This window comes from Arthrobacter sp. TE12231 (genome assembly GCF_054062895.1).
Genome location: NZ_JBSSFS010000001.1, coordinates 1,332,325 through 1,346,835 on the forward strand (window position 1 = coordinate 1,332,325; position 14,511 = coordinate 1,346,835).

The following is a 14,511-nucleotide window of genomic DNA, read 5'->3' on the forward strand; positions in this document are numbered from 1 at the left end:
GTTTGGTGGAGCCCGTTGTGGCCCGGATAGCTTGAGGTCCGCCGCCTGGAGTCGTTCAACGCGCAACTGAAGACAGTCGCCCGTGGAGTCGCCCGTGGGTGACGGTTGCAGGCTCAAGGCCCTGCGGCAGGGGCTGCGGGCTCCGGTCCGGCCGGCCTGCCTGCGGGCTCGAGGTCGGTCGGCTACAGCCCGGCCGCGGCGTCGCGGACTTTGACCATGGTCCGAAGATTCCGGGTGGTGGTGGCGGCCTTGTACTTGGCCTTCGAGGAGAGCTTGCTGAAAGGACTGTCCAGGGTTCCGCCGGTGGGGGCGAGCCACGCCAGCGCTTCCGGACCCAGCTGCGTGAGCTCGGTCCCGTCCAAGGCGCGGCCGGACTCGAAGAGTTCTGCGAGCACGCCGGTATCGGAGGCGAGGGTCAAGTAGGTGTGGGTGGATGCGTCGTCGGCCGGGTAGGGGCAGGCCTCCACGAGGGCCGCCACCCGGTCTGCCGTCAGCACCACCACCCAGGCGTCATAGCCGAAGGTCTCCCGCAGGCACGCCTCGAATTCCTGTTTGACGCCGGCCTGGTCCAGCTCGCTGGCCAGCACCACGTTGCCGCTGGCCAGCAAGGTCTTGACGCCGGCAAAGGGACGGGACTTGAGCGCGTTCTTGAGGTCGGCCATTTTGATGTTGATACCGCCCACGTTGATGCCCCGCAGGAACACGGCATAGCTTTTCATGGGCACAGCATACTTAGTCGTTGGTCTTGCGGAGCGCTTCCGTGAGGACACGGCCGGCGTTGCAGACCACTTCGGCGTGCAGCCGTCCCGGCTGGCGGGTCAGGCGCTCGATTGGGCCGGAAATCGAGACGGCGGCAATCACGCGGCCGGACGGCCCGCGGACCGGGGCCGAAACCGAGGCGACACCAGGCTCGCGTTCGCCGAGGCTCTGCCCCCAGCCCCGGCGTCGTACTCCGGCCAGAACGGTGGGGGTGAAGCGGGCGGACTGGAGGCCCTCCAGCAGGCGGTCGTGATCTTCCCACGCCAGCAGCACCTGGGCGGCGGAGCCGGCCTTCATGGACAACTGGGTGCCGACGGGGATGGTGTCGCGCAAGCCGATCGGCCGCTCGGCGGAGGCCACGCAAACGCGCCAGTCACCCTGGCGCCGGAAGATCTGGGCGCTCTCGCCGGTGGCGTCGCGCAGTTGCATGAGCACGGGCCCGGCGGAGGCGATGAGACGGTCTTCGCCGGCGGCGGAGGCCAGTTCCACCAGGCGGCTGCCCAGGACAAACCGGCCCTGGATGTCGCGGCTCACGAGCCGGTGGTGCACCAGGGCGAGGGCCAGCCGGTGCACGGTAGGCCGTGCCAGCCCGGTCGCAGCAACCAGCTGCGCCAGGGTGGTGGGGCCGGCCTCAAGTGCGTCAAGCACATGGGCCGCTTTATCGATGACACCGACTCCACTAGAATTGTCCATGTAATGATATTGACGTCTCATTATCTGAGATGCAAGTCAATGCGCTGGCGTATTACTTGGCTGTGCTGGTTCAGTGGAAGCAACAGCCCGCAGGAACGCACATTAATCACCGCAGTGAAGGGAGAAGGCCGTGGCAAAGACACTGGCCGAGAAAGTCTGGGACGCGCACGTGGTGCGCAAGGGGGACGGCGAAGGAGCCAACGCCCAGCCGGACCTCCTTTTCATCGACCTCCATCTGGTGCACGAGGTTACGTCGCCGCAGGCATTTGAGGGCCTCCGGCTCGCCGGCCGCAAGCTGCGCCGCCCGGACCTCACCATCGCCACCGAGGACCACAACACTCCCACGCTGGACATCGACAAGCCAATTGCCGACCTCACCAGCCGGACCCAGATCCAGACGCTGCGCAACAACTGTCAGGAGTTCGGCGTCCGCCTGCACTCCCTCGGCGACGCCGAGCAGGGCATCGTTCACGTGGTGGGTCCCCAGCTGGGCCTCACGCAGCCGGGCATGACCGTGGTTTGCGGCGACTCGCACACGTCAACGCACGGCGCCTTCGGGGCGCTCGCCATGGGCATCGGCACCTCTGAGGTGGAACACGTCATGGCCACCCAGACGCTGTCGCTGAAGCCGTTCAAGACCATGGCCATCAATGTCGAGGGCACGTTGCGCCCCGGGGTGAGCGCCAAGGACATCATCCTGGCCGTCATCGCGAAGATCGGCACCGGCGGAGGCCAGGGCTACGTGCTCGAGTACCGCGGCTCCGCCATCCGGGCCCTGTCCATGGAAGCCCGGATGACCATCTGCAACATGTCCATCGAGGCCGGCGCCCGCGCCGGGCTGGTGGCTCCGGACCAGACCACGTACGACTACATGTACGGCCGCCCGCACGCGCCCCAGGGCGCAGAGTGGGACGCCGCCGTCGAATACTGGAACACGCTGAGCACTGACGACGGCGCGGTGTTCGACGTCGAGGTGGACCTCGACGCCGACACCTTGGAACCGTTCGTGACGTGGGGGACCAACCCGGGCCAGGGCGTATCCCTGTCCGCGAAGGTGCCCTCGCCGAACGACTTCGGCGACGAAAACGCCAAGGCCGCCGCCGAACGCGCCCTGCAGTACATGGGGCTCGAGGCCGGCACGCCGATGAAGGACATCCGTGTGGATACGGTATTCCTGGGCTCCTGCACCAACTCCCGGATGGAAGACCTCCGTGCCGCAGCGGACATCATCCGCGGCCGCACCAAGGACCCCAACATCCGCATGCTCGTTGTTCCGGGCTCGGCCCGGGTACGCCTGGAAGCCGAGGCCGAGGGCCTGGACAAGGTCTTCAAGGACTTCGGCGCCGAATGGCGGTTCGCCGGCTGCTCGATGTGCCTGGGCATGAACCCGGACCAGCTGGAAGTGGGCGAGCGGTGCGCCTCCACCTCCAACCGCAACTTCGAAGGACGCCAGGGCAAGGGCGGCCGGACCCACCTCGTCTCGCCCGTAGTGGCGGCGGCGACGGCGGTGCGCGGCACGCTGAGCTCGCCCTCGGATCTGGACCCCGCTGCGGAGTCCGCGGCGCTCCGAACCGGCGTCGCCTAGCCCGTCCCCGGATCTGAAGCGCAGGCCGCAAACCCGGCCCTGAAGCCCAGATCCACCCAGCCTCGATCCATACAGCCTGAGAAGGATCCGCCATGGAAAAGTTCACCACCCACACCGGAATCGGTGTCCCGCTGCGCCAGAGCAACGTCGACACGGACCAGATCATCCCCGCCGTGTACCTCAAGCGCATCACCCGCACCGGCTTCGAGGACGCGCTCTTCGCCGCCTGGCGCAAGGACCCGTCGTTCATCCTGAACCAGGCGCCGTTCAACGCAGGATCCGTCCTGGTGGCCGGCCCCGACTTCGGCACCGGCTCGTCCCGTGAGCACGCCGTCTGGGCGCTCAAGGACTACGGCTTCAAGACCGTGCTCTCCTCCCGTTTCGCCGATATCTTCCGCGGCAACTCGGGCAAGCAGGGCCTGCTCGCCGCCGAGCTGGCCCAGGACGACATCGAACTCATCTGGAAGGAGCTCGAGAACGCCCCCGGCACCGAGGTCACGGTGGACCTCGTCTCCAAGACCGTGCAGTGCGGCAACATTGTGGCGCCGTTCGAGATTGATGACTACACGCGCTGGCGCCTTCTGGAAGGCCTGGACGACATCGGGCTGACCCTTCAGCACGAAGAAGACATCACCGCGTACGAGGCCACCCGGCCCTCCTTCAAGCCCAAGACGCTGCCCGCCCGGTTGTCCTAGGACCCCGGGGCAGTGCCCCCGGCTCCGGACTTCGGGACGCCGCCGGCCGCTGAGTCCGGTGATGATGTGCCGCCGTCGAGTCCTAAGACTCGACGGCGGCATTCGTTTTCGTTCGAGTTCGTCGGGGCTGGACATCCGCACAAACACCCGCCGCGCGCCCCGCCGAAGGGCTCCGTATTTCGGATCGGTAACGGATACTCCTATGCTTAGCTGGAGCCTTTGTAAGGATTTGGGGGCGAGTAGTCGTGAGGAAACCGGTATATGAGTAGTGTTCTGACAATCCGCGGAGGCGTCCCGCTAACTGGCCGCGTCACCGTTCGCGGGGCCAAGAATCTTGTCCCCAAAGCCATGGTGGCTGCCCTGCTGGGCAATGAACCATCGGTGTTGCGCAACGTCCCGGAAATCAAGGACGTCGAGGTTGTCACGAGCCTGCTCCAACTCCATGGCGTCAGGGTTGATAAGGACCCCGTCACCGGTGATCTGACACTTGACCCGAAGGGTGCCAAGACCGCCTCCAGCACGGCGATCGACGCCCACGCCGGCGATTCGCGCATCCCGATCCTGCTGTGCGGGCCGCTGATCCACGCCATCGGCGAGGCCTTCATCCCGGACCTGGGCGGCTGCAAGATCGGCGACCGTCCGATCGACTACCACTTGAATGTCCTGCGCCAGTTCGGCGCCGTGGTGGAGAAGCGCCCCGGCGGCATCCACATCTCCGCCCCGAACGGCCTCAAGGGTGCCAAAATTGCCCTTCCGTACCCGTCCGTCGGCGCCACCGAGCAGGTCCTGCTGAGCGCCACGCGCGCCGAGGGCATCACCGAACTCTCCGGAGCGGCCACCGAGCCGGAAATCGTTGACCTCATCGCGGTGCTGCAGAAAATGGGCGCGATCATCAGCGTCCAGACTGACCGCACCATCCGGATCGAAGGCGTCCAGGACCTCGGCGGCTACAACCACCGCGCCCTCTCCGACCGCAACGAATCGGCCTCTTGGGCTTCCGCGGCCTTGGTCACCCGCGGCGACATCTTTGTTGAAGGCGCCACGCAGCGCGACATGATGACGTTCCTGAACACCTACCGCAAGGTCGGCGGCGGCATGGACATCGGCGACGACGGCATCCGCTTCTACCACCGCGGCGGCAAGCTCAACCCGCTGGTCCTCGAAACGGACGTTCACCCGGGCTTCATGACCGACTGGCAGCAGCCCCTCATCGTCGCCCTGACCCAGGCCGAGGGCGTCTCGATCGTGCACGAAACCGTGTATGAGAACCGCTTCGGCTTCACCGAGGCCCTCATCCGGATGGGCGCCAACATACAGGTGCACCGCGAGTGCCTCGGCAGCGTGCCGTGCCGTTTCGGCCAGCGCAACTTCCTGCACTCCGCCGTGATCTCCGGACCGGCGCAGCTCAAGGGCACCGACATCGACGTGCCGGACCTGCGCGGCGGGTTCAGCCACCTGATCGCCGCACTGGCCGCCACCGGCACCTCCCGCGTCACAGGCATTGACATCATCAACCGCGGCTACGAGCGCTTCACCGAGAAGCTCGCGGGCCTCGGCGCCGATTTCGACATCACGTCGGCCAAGTAGCGGGGGCCCTGTGAAGGAAACGGCCAAGAGCCACGCCACATTTGTGACAGTCGCCGGGATCGTCCGGCCGGTGATGAATCTGCTGATGCGCAAGAAATGGGAAGGCCTGGAAAAGCTGCCCGCCGGGGGTTTCATCGCCGCCCCCAACCACTGCACGGAGATCGACCCGCTGGTAGTGGGGCACATGCTCTACAACCAGAAGCGGATGCCGCACTTCCTCGCCAAAGCCAGCCTCTTCAAGGTTCCGGTTCTGGGGGCGATCCTGCGGTCCACCAAGCAGATCCCGGTGGAACGCACGACGGCGGGAGCGAACCGCTCGCTTCAACTCGCCAAGGAGATCGTGGACGAGGGCGGGGCGATCATCATCTACCCGGAAGGGACCCTGACCCGGGACCCTGACCTGTGGCCGATGAAGGGCCACACCGGCGCCGCGCGCATGGCGCTGGAGAGTGGCATCCCCGTGGTGCCTATGGCCCATTGGGGTGCCCAAGAGGTCTTGCCGCGCTACGCCAAGCGTTTGTACCTCTTCCCGCGCAAGACGTCCCGCCTGGTAGTAGGGGATCCCGTGGACCTGAGCGCCTTCGAAGGCCGCCCGCTGGACCGGGCGACGCTCACCGCCGCCACGAACGTCATCATGAACGCGATAACCGGCCTCCTGGCCGGACTGCGCGGCGAACAGCCGCCGGCAGAGCGCTGGGACCCGGCAGCGCACAACCAGCCCACCCACGGCCGCATTGACCCGGACGTCACCACATGACCGCGGAATCAGTGACGGCGGATCTTCCGGCGCCGGCCTTCCGGGAAACGGATTCCGCCACCACCGTGGCTGTCTTGGGGGCAGGCTCATGGGGGACCACCTTCGCCAAAGTGGTCGCCGATGCGGCCACCGCCTCCGGAGTCGAGCGCAGCATCCGCCTCTGGGGCCGACGTCCGGAAGTCGTCGACCAGATCAACGCACTGCACGTCAATGAGCAGTACCTGAAGGACATCAAGCTGCCGTCCAGCATCACGGCCTCCACGGACGTCGCCGCGGTCCTTGCCGGTGCGGAACTGGTGATCCTGGCCGTTCCGGCGCAGACCCTGCGCCCGCAGCTGCGGGCCTGGAAGAAGCACCTGACGCCGGGCGCCGTCGTCGTATCCCTGATGAAGGGCCTTGAGCTCCACACCGACGCCCGTATGAGCGAGGTCATCTGCGCGGAGCTGGACCTGCCCGCCAACCGAGTCGCCGTGGTTTCCGGGCCCAACCTGGCCATGGAGATCGCCCGGGACGAGCCGACTGCGTCCGTTGTGGCCTGCACGGATCCGATCACGGCAGGCTGGATTGCCCGCAGCTGCACCGCGCCCTACTTCCGCCCTTATACCACCACTGATGTGGTCGGCGTCGAAATCGGCGGAATCGTCAAGAACATCATTGCCCTGGCCGTGGGAATCTGCGAAGGCAAGAAAATGGGGGACAACACCAAGGCCTCGGTGATCACCCGCGGCCTGGCGGAGACCTCCCGGCTGACCCTTGCCCTGGGCGGCGAGGCCCGGACCATGGCCGGGCTCGCCGGCCTGGGCGATCTCGTGGCCACGTGCTCCTCCCCGCTGTCCCGGAACCACACTGCCGGCCGGCTGCTCGGCAAAGGACTGACGCTCGATCAGGTCACGGCCGAGATGAAGCAGACCGCGGAAGGCATCAAGTCCAGCCAGGCGGTCCACGAACTTGCCGGAAAGCTCGGCGTCGACATGCCGATCACGGCAGCCGTCGTCGCCGTCCTGGCCGGAAAACTGTCCGTAGACGAACTGGGTCCGCTGCTGCTGTCCCGGGACCTGAAACCCGAAGGCGATTACTGAGAGTGTCAGAGAACAACATGACCACAGAAGCCCGCACAGGCCAGTCCAAACCCCGCGTCGCGGTGCTCTTCGGCGGCCGCTCCAGCGAGCACGCCGTCAGCTGCGTGACAGCCGCCGGCGTCCTCGGTGCGATCGACAAGGACAAGTACGACGTCATCCCCATCGGGATCGCCAAGACCGGCCAGTGGGTTTTGGCCTCCGGGGACACCAACGAATGGTCGCTCTCGGCGACGTCGCTGCCTGAAGTGGCGCCGTCGACGCAGACCGTGGCGCTGGCCGAGATCGGCGGCGAGCACCAGTTGATCGTCGCCTCCCCGAACGCGGTTCCGCAGGAACTCGGCGCCGTCGACGTCGTTTTCCCGCTCCTGCACGGGCCGTTCGGCGAGGACGGGACCATTCAGGGCCTCCTGGAACTCTCCGACACCCGCTACGTGGGCGCCGGCGTGCTGGCGTCAGCCGTCGGCATGGACAAGCACTTCATGAAGGTGGTCTTTGAGTCGGCCGGGCTGCACGTGGGGCCGTACATCGCCGTGACCGACCGGCAGTGGCTCACGGATCCCGAGACCGTCCGCAAACGCGTGGACCAGCTCGGCTTCCCCGTGTTCGTCAAGCCGGCCCGGGCGGGGTCCTCCATGGGCATCTCCAAAGTGGATTCGCTTGAGGGCCTGGACGCCGCGATCGAGGCTGCCCGCGAGCACGACCCCAAACTGGTCATCGAGGCCGGCATCACGGGCCGCGAGATTGAATGCGCCGTGTTGGAAGGCCGGGGGACCGATGCCCCCCGGACGTCCATGCCGGGCGAGATTTCCGTGGCGGGCGGGGGACACGAGTTCTATGACTTCAACGCCAAATACGTCGACGACGCCGCCGCGCTCAGTTGCCCGGCCGACCTCCCCGACGAGGCAATCGCCCGGGTACGGGAACTGGCCGCTGTCGCCTTCGACGCCGTCGGCGCCGAGGGACTGAGCCGGGTGGACTTCTTCTACACACCTGAGGGCGAGCTCATCATCAATGAGATCAACACGATGCCCGGGTTCACGCCCAAGAGCATGTACCCGCAGATGTGGAAGGCCACTGGCCTGGGCTATGCGGAACTGATCGACGAGCTGATCTACCTCGCGCTGCACCGCAAGACGGGGCTGCGCTAGGCCCCGCGGGGCACTAGCGCCGGGCCCGGCGTCACGGCGCCGGGTCCCTTACTTGCTGGTCGGCAGGTTCTGCAGGTCCTCTTGGCCGACGCAGTTCCGGGTGGCCTTAATCTTCAGCGCCGCAGGGGAGAGATCCGCCAGCACGGTAGCCGAGCTGATCTTGTCCGGATCCATGAGGATCTCCGTGGCCGGTTCGCGGCCGAACGTCGTCAGCGTCCACACCGGGTTGCCTTCTTTGATGACCCAATCGACGCCGTTGACGCTCACGCAGCGGTCCGTCGTGGGACCCGGAACGTTGACACCGCAGCGCAGGATCACCAGGGACGGGTCTCCCCAGGCCGCCGTCGCCTGGGCATTGGTCTTGCGCAGCTTGGCGTCGCCAATGGCATCGGGAAGGGCCAGCATCATCGGTGCACAGGCCGCGTTCGCGGCGTCCTTCGCGGGCGTGACGTCGACTACCGGCGAGCAGGATGTCAACGCCAGGCCGGCTGCGGCAGCCGCCACAAGAAGCGGAAAACGCGCGGAAACAAGGCGGCTGAACGGGAGCATTCATCCAGCTTAACCCGCCCCGCGTGGCGCTATGGCCACACTTTCGGGTCTGCGGGTAGCATCTCTTTGAACAGCCTGACTCTAGCCTTCGAGTAGACTGGGACCTCGTGCACCTCTGGGGCTCTGCCGACAATGACGTTAGTGTTGGCCGCATAACGCACACCTGATTCAATCTCGCACTGTGGGGGAGGGACTGTCGATGACGTCGTGCAGCCGAAAGAAAACTATACGAATGGGGCTGGGAGCTTTGCTCCTGGCCGCCTCAGTCGCGGGCACGGCGACAGCCGCAAACGCCGATGACCTGGTGGTCCCGAGCCCCTTGGCTCCGGCGGTCTCACCCTCCCAGACGCCCGCCGACCCGGGACCGACAGCCCCGGCGACGGATCCGGCGCCCGTCACGCCGACCGAACCCGTGATCGTGCCGACGCCCGTGGAAACTCCTGCGCCGCCCGTTGTGACACCGGCCCCGCCGGTGGACCCCGCCCCGGCACCGGTAGTCCCGCCCGTCGTACCTGTTGTGCCCGTCGAGCCGCCGGCTGTGCCGCTCGAGACGCCCGCTCCCGTGGTGGAAACCCCGGCCGTCGTTGCACCTGTCGCGCCGGCCCCCGTCGTTGAAGAAACCCCGTCGGAGACGCCGACCCCCACGCCCACCCCAACGGCCGCGCCGTCGACGGCCCCCGCCGTCATCGCCACGCCTACCGACCCTCCCGTCATGGTGAAGTCAGAGGTCCAGGCTGCAGTGGCCGTTGCCACCGGCAGCCCCCTGGCCGTTCAGGCCATCACCGTGCTCGTCCTGCTGGGCCTGGGCTTTGTCTACTTCAGGTTCATCAGCTCGAAAAAAGCCACTGGTCTTCCGCGCACCCGTAAGTCCTGACACCCATGCAAGATCAAGTCTTGATGGAGTCGAGTGCGGCCAAAACCACGAGTGACGGCCTGCAGATCACGCTGATCACCCACTCCTACTGGCCCGAACAGAGTCCGCCGCAACGGCGCTGGACGGCCATGATCAAGGAGTTTTCCCACTCGGGCTGGAACGTCGACGTCGTAACGCCGGTGGCGCACTACCCCTTCGGCAGGCGGGCCCTCCCGCGCTGGATGGCGGGCAGGCCGTTCCGGCTGCGCAACGGCCAGTTCACCGAGAAGATTCTTCACGTTCCGTACCTGCGCCACGGCAACTCCCGTGCCGCACGGCTGCTGGATCAGTGCTATTCCGCTTTCTTGTCAGTCCCGGCCGGAATGATGGTCCGCAAGCCCGACGTCGTCATTGTCACCGCCCCCGGGCTGCCGTCGCTGGCGGCCGGCTACGCCCTGGCCAAAATGCGCCGTGTCCCGCTGATCGTGGAAATGCGGGATGCCTGGCCTGACCTGGCCCGTGACGCCCGTCTGGTCCAAGGCAGCGTCAAGAGCGTTGTGGAACACGTGGTGGACTTTGTCCAGCACCGGGCGGACCTCGTGGTCACCGTCACGGAGGGTTTCGCCGCCACGCTGCGATCGCGCGGAGTCCGCAATGTGGCCACCGTCAGCAACGGCGTGCACCTGGACGCCATCCCCGTCGTCGGGCCGCCTGAACCCGAGCGGGACGTCTTCGAGGCCCTGTACCTGGGCAACCACGGCGAGAGCCAGAAGCTCGACGTCGCGATCCGCGCGAGCGCCCTCGTGGGGGACTCCATGCACCTGCACATGGTGGGCCACGGAACGCAGAGGCCTGCGCTGGAGAAGCTGGCACGTGAGCTGAAGGCTCCGGTCACCTTCCACCCGCCCCTGACCGGTGACGACATGCTGGAACGCTACTCGTCGGCTGACACCTGCATCGTCTCCCTGCGGGACGACTGGAAGTCCTTCGAAACCACCGTGCCGTCCAAGACCTACGAGGTCCTGGCCATCGGGCGGCACATCACCGCCGTGGTGCGTGGAGAAGCGGCCAGAATCGTCTCCGACGCCGAGGCCGGCGACATCGTGGCCAGTGATCCGGAAGAGCTGGCGGCACTGTGGCGCGAACTGGCGGCCGACCGCGGCCGCCTGGTCCGCAACGGCGACAGCCGCCAGTGGGTCAAAGCGAACGCCGAGTACGGGCAACTCGCCGGCCGCTACATGGAACTCATCACCGAACTGCTCGCGGAAACCCGCACTAACCGATGATGCAGCTCCTCAACAACGTCAGGCTGGCCCAGAGCGTCGTCAGGCAGCACCTGACCGACGATCCCGTCATCCTGTTCCTGCAGCTTTCGCGCAGGATGCCCTCGGCCGTGCTTCCGCTCGCGAAGCGCCTGTGCCAGCTCGCCCCCAAAGACTCCACCTCCGCGGCCGTGCTGTTGGCGGCACTCGCCGCCGGAGACGGCTCCGACGTCGAACGCCGGCTGCGCATAGCCGCCGGCGGCAACGTCGAAGGTGAGCGAGCGCGGCGCCTGGCCGACGTCGCCCTCGCCGCCAACCTTCCGGCGGTGTCGGATGTCTTTCTGGCCAAGGCAGGCACGGCGCAGCATGCAAAACAGGCCCGGGCACGGCGGCTCTGGTACGACGGCGCCGTCAGCGAAGCTGTAGAGGCGCTCGACGGCGCGGGAGCGGCGGGCTTGCGGCAACGGGCGCGCCTGGCGGCCGAAGCGGCAATTCTGGCGGACGCATCCCCGTCGCTGGAGCGTCGGGACTACACACCGGTTCCCGGCCGGATCCTTCATCTTCTGACAAATTCCCTGCCGCACACCGCCAGCGGCTATGCCCAGCGCTCCCACTCCACGCTGCTGGCGCAGCAGGCGGCCGGTTGGGAAGTGCTGGCGGTCACGCGGATGGGGTATCCCGTGCAGGTGGGGAAGCTCCTGGCCAAAGCCACAGACACCGTGGACGGCATCCGGTACCGCCGGCTCCTGCCCGCCACGATGGCCCAGACCATTGACGCCCGGCTGCAGCAGCAGGCGGAGGAATTGCTCGCCGTGGCCCTGGACTTCAAGCCGAGCGTCCTGCACACCACCACGCACTACGTCAACGGACTGGTAGTGCGGGCCGTGGCCCAGGCCCTCGGCATTCCCTGGGTCTACGAGGTCCGCGGCCAGCTGGCCGACACGTGGGCCTCCACCCGCGGTCCCGAGGCCCGGAACAGCGAGAGATACCGGCTGTTTCAGAACAGGGAAACGGACGTCATGCAGGACGCTGACCTGGTTCTGACCCTCGGGACCGCCATGAAGGCGAACATTGTCGCCGCCGGGATTCCGGGGAGCAAGGTCTTGATTGCCCCCAACGCCGTCGGCGGTGATTTCCTCTCCGAACCGCAGGAGAAAGCCAGCGCCCGGCGCGAGCTCGGTCTTGCAGAAGACGGGCAATTCATTGGCACAGTCAGCAGCTTGGTACCCTATGAAGGGATTGAGGACCTGCTGGCCGCGTTTGTGCTGCTCGCGGAGGACCTTCCTCAGCTCCGTCTCCTGATAGTCGGCGACGGTTCTTCCCTGCCAGCGCTGCAGATCCAGGCGCAGCGAAGCGGCTACGCCGATCGCATCATCTTCACAGGCCGCGTGCCCCGGAGCCGGACGGCCCTGTACCATCAAGCGCTGGATGTTTTCGTTGTGCCGCGCAAGGACTTGGAGGTGACGCGATCCGTGACACCCCTCAAACCCGTGGAAGCCATGGCCTCCGCCCGGCCTGTAGTGGCCAGCGACCTGCCGGCACTGGCGGAAATCGTCGAGGACCGGGTGACCGGCTTTCTTGCGGCGGCGGGGGATCCTGCCGCCTTCGCCAAGGCTATCCGGGAATTGCTTTCGGACCCGGAGCTTGGAGCAAAGTTCGGAGCTGCCGGCCGGGAACGCGTGTTGCAGGAAAGAACATGGGCCGCCAACGCGGTTGCCCTGGCACGAGAGTTGGAAATGCTGGGAGTAACTAAATGAGCATCCAAGAAAAAACGGAAGCGGAACAAACCGAAGCCGTGCAGACGGAAGCACCCGCCACCGTCTCGGTGCCCGTGAACCTTGCCCGGCTGAGCAAAGTGGGGCAGCGTCCCGATTTCCTGGACTACCTGGTCCAGTTGTGGGACCGCCGGAGTTTCATCCTGTTCGATGCCCGGGCCAGGGTGCAGAGCGGCCACGACAAAAACAATCTGGGTACCGCATGGCTCGTCTTGACCCCGTTGTTGAGCGGCCTCAGCTACTACCTGATCTTTGGCGTGTTCCTGAGCACCAGCAAGGGCATTGAAAACTTCATCGGCTACCTGATCATCGGCGTCTTTACGTTCCAGATGAGCACGCGGTCCATCCTGGGTGGGGCCAAGTCGCTCACCAGTAACAAGTCCATGATCCGGGCCTTCCAGTTTCCCCGGGCGGCCCTGCCCCTGGCGCTCAACGTGCGGGAACTCATCTCCAACATTCCCGTGACGATCGTCATGCTGCTCTTCGTGATCTTCACGGCACCGGCCGAGGAAATCACGTGGCGGTGGTTCCTGATCATTCCGGCGATCCTGCTGCAATTCCTGTTCAACCTCGGGATCGGCATGATGCTGGCACCGTTGATCATGAAGGTCCCGGATCTTAGCATGCTGCTCACATTTGTGGTTCGATTCCTGATGTATGCCTCGGCGGTCTTCTTTGCCGAGGAGCGCTTTGGCAAGTACCCGGTGATGCGCACCATCATGGATTTCAACCCGGTGTTCCAGGTCATCAAGGTCATCCGTGACACGGTTCTTTACGACACCACACCGTCCTGGCGGGCCTGGGCCGTCTTGGGCCTGTGGGCACTGGGATCGGTCGCCGTGGGACTCTTTGTCTTCTGGCGCGGGGAGGAGAGCTATGGACGTGTTTGAGGCATCGGGCGGCCCCATCCTGGAGCCAACAGTGGTCGTGGATGACATTTCGGTCGTCTATCGGACCAAGAACCATACTCCCGGGCGGACCAATGCCCGGACCTCCATTGTGAAGAGCCTGAGGAACCGCCGTCTCGGCGACACAGCGGTAAAGACCACGGCTTTGAGCAAGATTTCCTTCGTGGCCAATCAAGGTGACTCCATTGGTGTCATTGGCCGCAACGGTTCCGGCAAGAGCACACTGATGAAGGTTCTGGCCGGGCTGATCATCCCCGACTCCGGCACCGTCTACGCCGCGAGCAACCCCATCCTGCTGGGCGTCAACGCCGCCTTGATCAGCTCCATCTCGGGCGCCCAGAACATTAGGCTCGGCTGCCTGGCCATGGGCATGAGCCACGCCCAAATCGATGCCAAGTTCGATGACATCGTGGAGATGTCCGGGTTGGAGCACGAGGTCTACCACCCGATGAATTCCTATTCTTCGGGCATGGGCGCGCGCCTCCGCTTTGCCATTGCCGCTGCGGTGGACCCCGAAATCCTGCTCATTGACGAGGCCCTGAACACCGGCGATGCCCAGTTCAAGGAACGTTCCAAGCAACGGATGGAGACGGTCACGAACCAGGCGGGAACGGTGTTTGTGGTCAGCCACAGCCTCGGGACCATTACTGGCATGTGCAACCGCGCCATCTGGATCGACAAGGGCGACTTCATCATGGACGGAACCCCGGACGAAGTCGCCAAGGAATACCGGAACTTCATTTGGCGCATGAATGAGGGCAATGCCGACTACGGCCGCCAAATCCGTGCTGAGCTGATGGCGAGCCTGCCCGAAATGCGTACCACCCTGCTTCCCAACGGCTGGAAGCGGTCCAGGTAGCC

The 14,511-nt window shown here is 65.9% G+C and carries 14 protein-coding genes; 11 read left to right on the top strand and 3 right to left on the bottom strand.

All coding sequences use genetic code 11. The annotated features are described in order from the left end of the window. Nucleotides 1–182: 182 nt before the first annotated feature. Together ACVWYS_RS06055 and ACVWYS_RS06060 are read right to left on the bottom strand one after the other, a co-directional pair. A complete protein-coding gene (locus tag ACVWYS_RS06055) occupies nucleotides 183–719 on the bottom strand; it encodes a DUF1697 domain-containing protein (protein WP_456509462.1) in 537 nt (178 codons plus the stop codon). A gap of 13 nt (nucleotides 720–732) precedes the next feature. Next, nucleotides 733–1,452, bottom strand: coding sequence for an IclR family transcriptional regulator (locus ACVWYS_RS06060; protein WP_026266447.1), 720 nt, complete (start codon nucleotides 1,450–1,452; stop codon nucleotides 733–735). 130 nt (nucleotides 1,453–1,582) lie between these two features. Between ACVWYS_RS06060 and leuC the strand changes: the two genes are divergently transcribed. The 6 genes from leuC to ACVWYS_RS06090 all read left to right on the top strand — a co-directional run bounded on the left by leuC (nucleotide 1,583) and on the right by ACVWYS_RS06090 (nucleotide 8,303). After that, nucleotides 1,583–3,037, top strand: coding sequence for a 3-isopropylmalate dehydratase large subunit (leuC, locus tag ACVWYS_RS06065; protein ID WP_344365464.1), 1,455 nt, complete (start codon nucleotides 1,583–1,585; stop codon nucleotides 3,035–3,037). A 92-nt stretch (nucleotides 3,038–3,129) separates the two neighbouring features. Further along, entirely contained in the window at nucleotides 3,130–3,732 is a 603-nt protein-coding gene (gene leuD, locus ACVWYS_RS06070) for a 3-isopropylmalate dehydratase small subunit (protein WP_456508686.1), read from the top strand. A 261-nt stretch (nucleotides 3,733–3,993) separates the two neighbouring features. Further along, complete coding sequence (murA, locus tag ACVWYS_RS06075) at nucleotides 3,994–5,319, top strand: UDP-N-acetylglucosamine 1-carboxyvinyltransferase (protein WP_091253277.1); 1,326 nt, start codon at nucleotides 3,994–3,996, stop codon at nucleotides 5,317–5,319. 10 nt (nucleotides 5,320–5,329) lie between these two features. Then, on the top strand, nucleotides 5,330–6,076 hold the full coding sequence (locus tag ACVWYS_RS06080) for a lysophospholipid acyltransferase family protein (protein ID WP_344365474.1): 747 nt from the start codon (nucleotides 5,330–5,332) through the stop codon (nucleotides 6,074–6,076). Next, entirely contained in the window at nucleotides 6,073–7,155 is a 1,083-nt protein-coding gene (locus ACVWYS_RS06085; RefSeq protein WP_344365476.1) for an NAD(P)H-dependent glycerol-3-phosphate dehydrogenase, read from the top strand. The genes ACVWYS_RS06080 and ACVWYS_RS06085 overlap by 4 nt, the downstream gene beginning before the upstream one ends. A gap of 17 nt (nucleotides 7,156–7,172) precedes the next feature. After that, nucleotides 7,173–8,303 carry a D-alanine--D-alanine ligase family protein gene (locus ACVWYS_RS06090; RefSeq protein ID WP_425547180.1) on the top strand — a complete coding sequence of 377 codons (1,131 nt, stop codon included), beginning with the start codon at nucleotides 7,173–7,175 and terminating at the stop codon, nucleotides 8,301–8,303. 48 nt (nucleotides 8,304–8,351) lie between these two features. Here the strand turns inward: ACVWYS_RS06090 and ACVWYS_RS06095 are convergent, their stop codons facing one another. Further along, nucleotides 8,352–8,852, bottom strand: coding sequence for a DUF3515 family protein (locus tag ACVWYS_RS06095; RefSeq protein WP_116766562.1), 501 nt, complete (start codon nucleotides 8,850–8,852; stop codon nucleotides 8,352–8,354). Nucleotides 8,853–9,084: 232 nt separating this feature from the next. Here ACVWYS_RS06095 and ACVWYS_RS06100 point away from each other — a divergent pair, with 232 nt between their 5' ends. Genes ACVWYS_RS06100 through ACVWYS_RS06120 form a run of 5 tightly spaced genes read left to right on the top strand, consistent with a single transcriptional unit; the run spans nucleotide 9,085 to nucleotide 14,509 of the window. Further along, nucleotides 9,085–9,726: a hypothetical protein gene (locus ACVWYS_RS06100; protein WP_456509463.1), complete on the top strand. Its 642-nt coding sequence runs from the start codon at nucleotides 9,085–9,087 to the stop codon at nucleotides 9,724–9,726. A 23-nt stretch (nucleotides 9,727–9,749) separates the two neighbouring features. Next, complete coding sequence (locus tag ACVWYS_RS06105) at nucleotides 9,750–10,991, top strand: glycosyltransferase family 4 protein (RefSeq protein WP_456509464.1); 1,242 nt, start codon at nucleotides 9,750–9,752, stop codon at nucleotides 10,989–10,991. After that, the gene (locus ACVWYS_RS06110) at nucleotides 10,988–12,724 is read left to right on the top strand and encodes a glycosyltransferase family 4 protein (protein ID WP_456509465.1); all 1,737 of its coding nucleotides are present in this window, start codon (nucleotides 10,988–10,990) and stop codon (nucleotides 12,722–12,724) included. Before ACVWYS_RS06105 ends, ACVWYS_RS06110 begins: the two co-directional genes overlap by 4 nt. Next, on the top strand, nucleotides 12,721–13,632 hold the full coding sequence (locus ACVWYS_RS06115; protein WP_116766566.1) for an ABC transporter permease: 912 nt from the start codon (nucleotides 12,721–12,723) through the stop codon (nucleotides 13,630–13,632). The genes ACVWYS_RS06110 and ACVWYS_RS06115 overlap by 4 nt, the downstream gene beginning before the upstream one ends. Then, complete coding sequence (locus ACVWYS_RS06120) at nucleotides 13,625–14,509, top strand: ABC transporter ATP-binding protein (protein ID WP_456508690.1); 885 nt, start codon at nucleotides 13,625–13,627, stop codon at nucleotides 14,507–14,509. Before ACVWYS_RS06115 ends, ACVWYS_RS06120 begins: the two co-directional genes overlap by 8 nt. Nucleotides 14,510–14,511 lie beyond the last annotated feature (2 nt).

Coding starts and splice junctions, on each gene's coding strand:
- leuD (WP_456508686.1), top strand. CDS start 3,130: ATGGAAAAGTTCACCACCCACACCGGAATCGGTGTCCCGCTGCGCCAG.
- murA (WP_091253277.1), top strand. CDS start 3,994: ATGAGTAGTGTTCTGACAATCCGCGGAGGCGTCCCGCTAACTGGCCGC.
- ACVWYS_RS06055 (WP_456509462.1), bottom strand. CDS start 719: ATGAAAAGCTATGCCGTGTTCCTGCGGGGCATCAACGTGGGCGGTATC.
- ACVWYS_RS06110 (WP_456509465.1), top strand. CDS start 10,988: ATGATGCAGCTCCTCAACAACGTCAGGCTGGCCCAGAGCGTCGTCAGG.
- ACVWYS_RS06060 (WP_026266447.1), bottom strand. CDS start 1,452: ATGGACAATTCTAGTGGAGTCGGTGTCATCGATAAAGCGGCCCATGTG.
- ACVWYS_RS06115 (WP_116766566.1), top strand. CDS start 12,721: ATGAGCATCCAAGAAAAAACGGAAGCGGAACAAACCGAAGCCGTGCAG.
- ACVWYS_RS06100 (WP_456509463.1), top strand. CDS start 9,085: ATGGGGCTGGGAGCTTTGCTCCTGGCCGCCTCAGTCGCGGGCACGGCG.
- ACVWYS_RS06090 (WP_425547180.1), top strand. CDS start 7,173: ATGACCACAGAAGCCCGCACAGGCCAGTCCAAACCCCGCGTCGCGGTG.
- ACVWYS_RS06095 (WP_116766562.1), bottom strand. CDS start 8,852: ATGCTCCCGTTCAGCCGCCTTGTTTCCGCGCGTTTTCCGCTTCTTGTG.
- ACVWYS_RS06105 (WP_456509464.1), top strand. CDS start 9,750: ATGGAGTCGAGTGCGGCCAAAACCACGAGTGACGGCCTGCAGATCACG.
- ACVWYS_RS06085 (WP_344365476.1), top strand. CDS start 6,073: ATGACCGCGGAATCAGTGACGGCGGATCTTCCGGCGCCGGCCTTCCGG.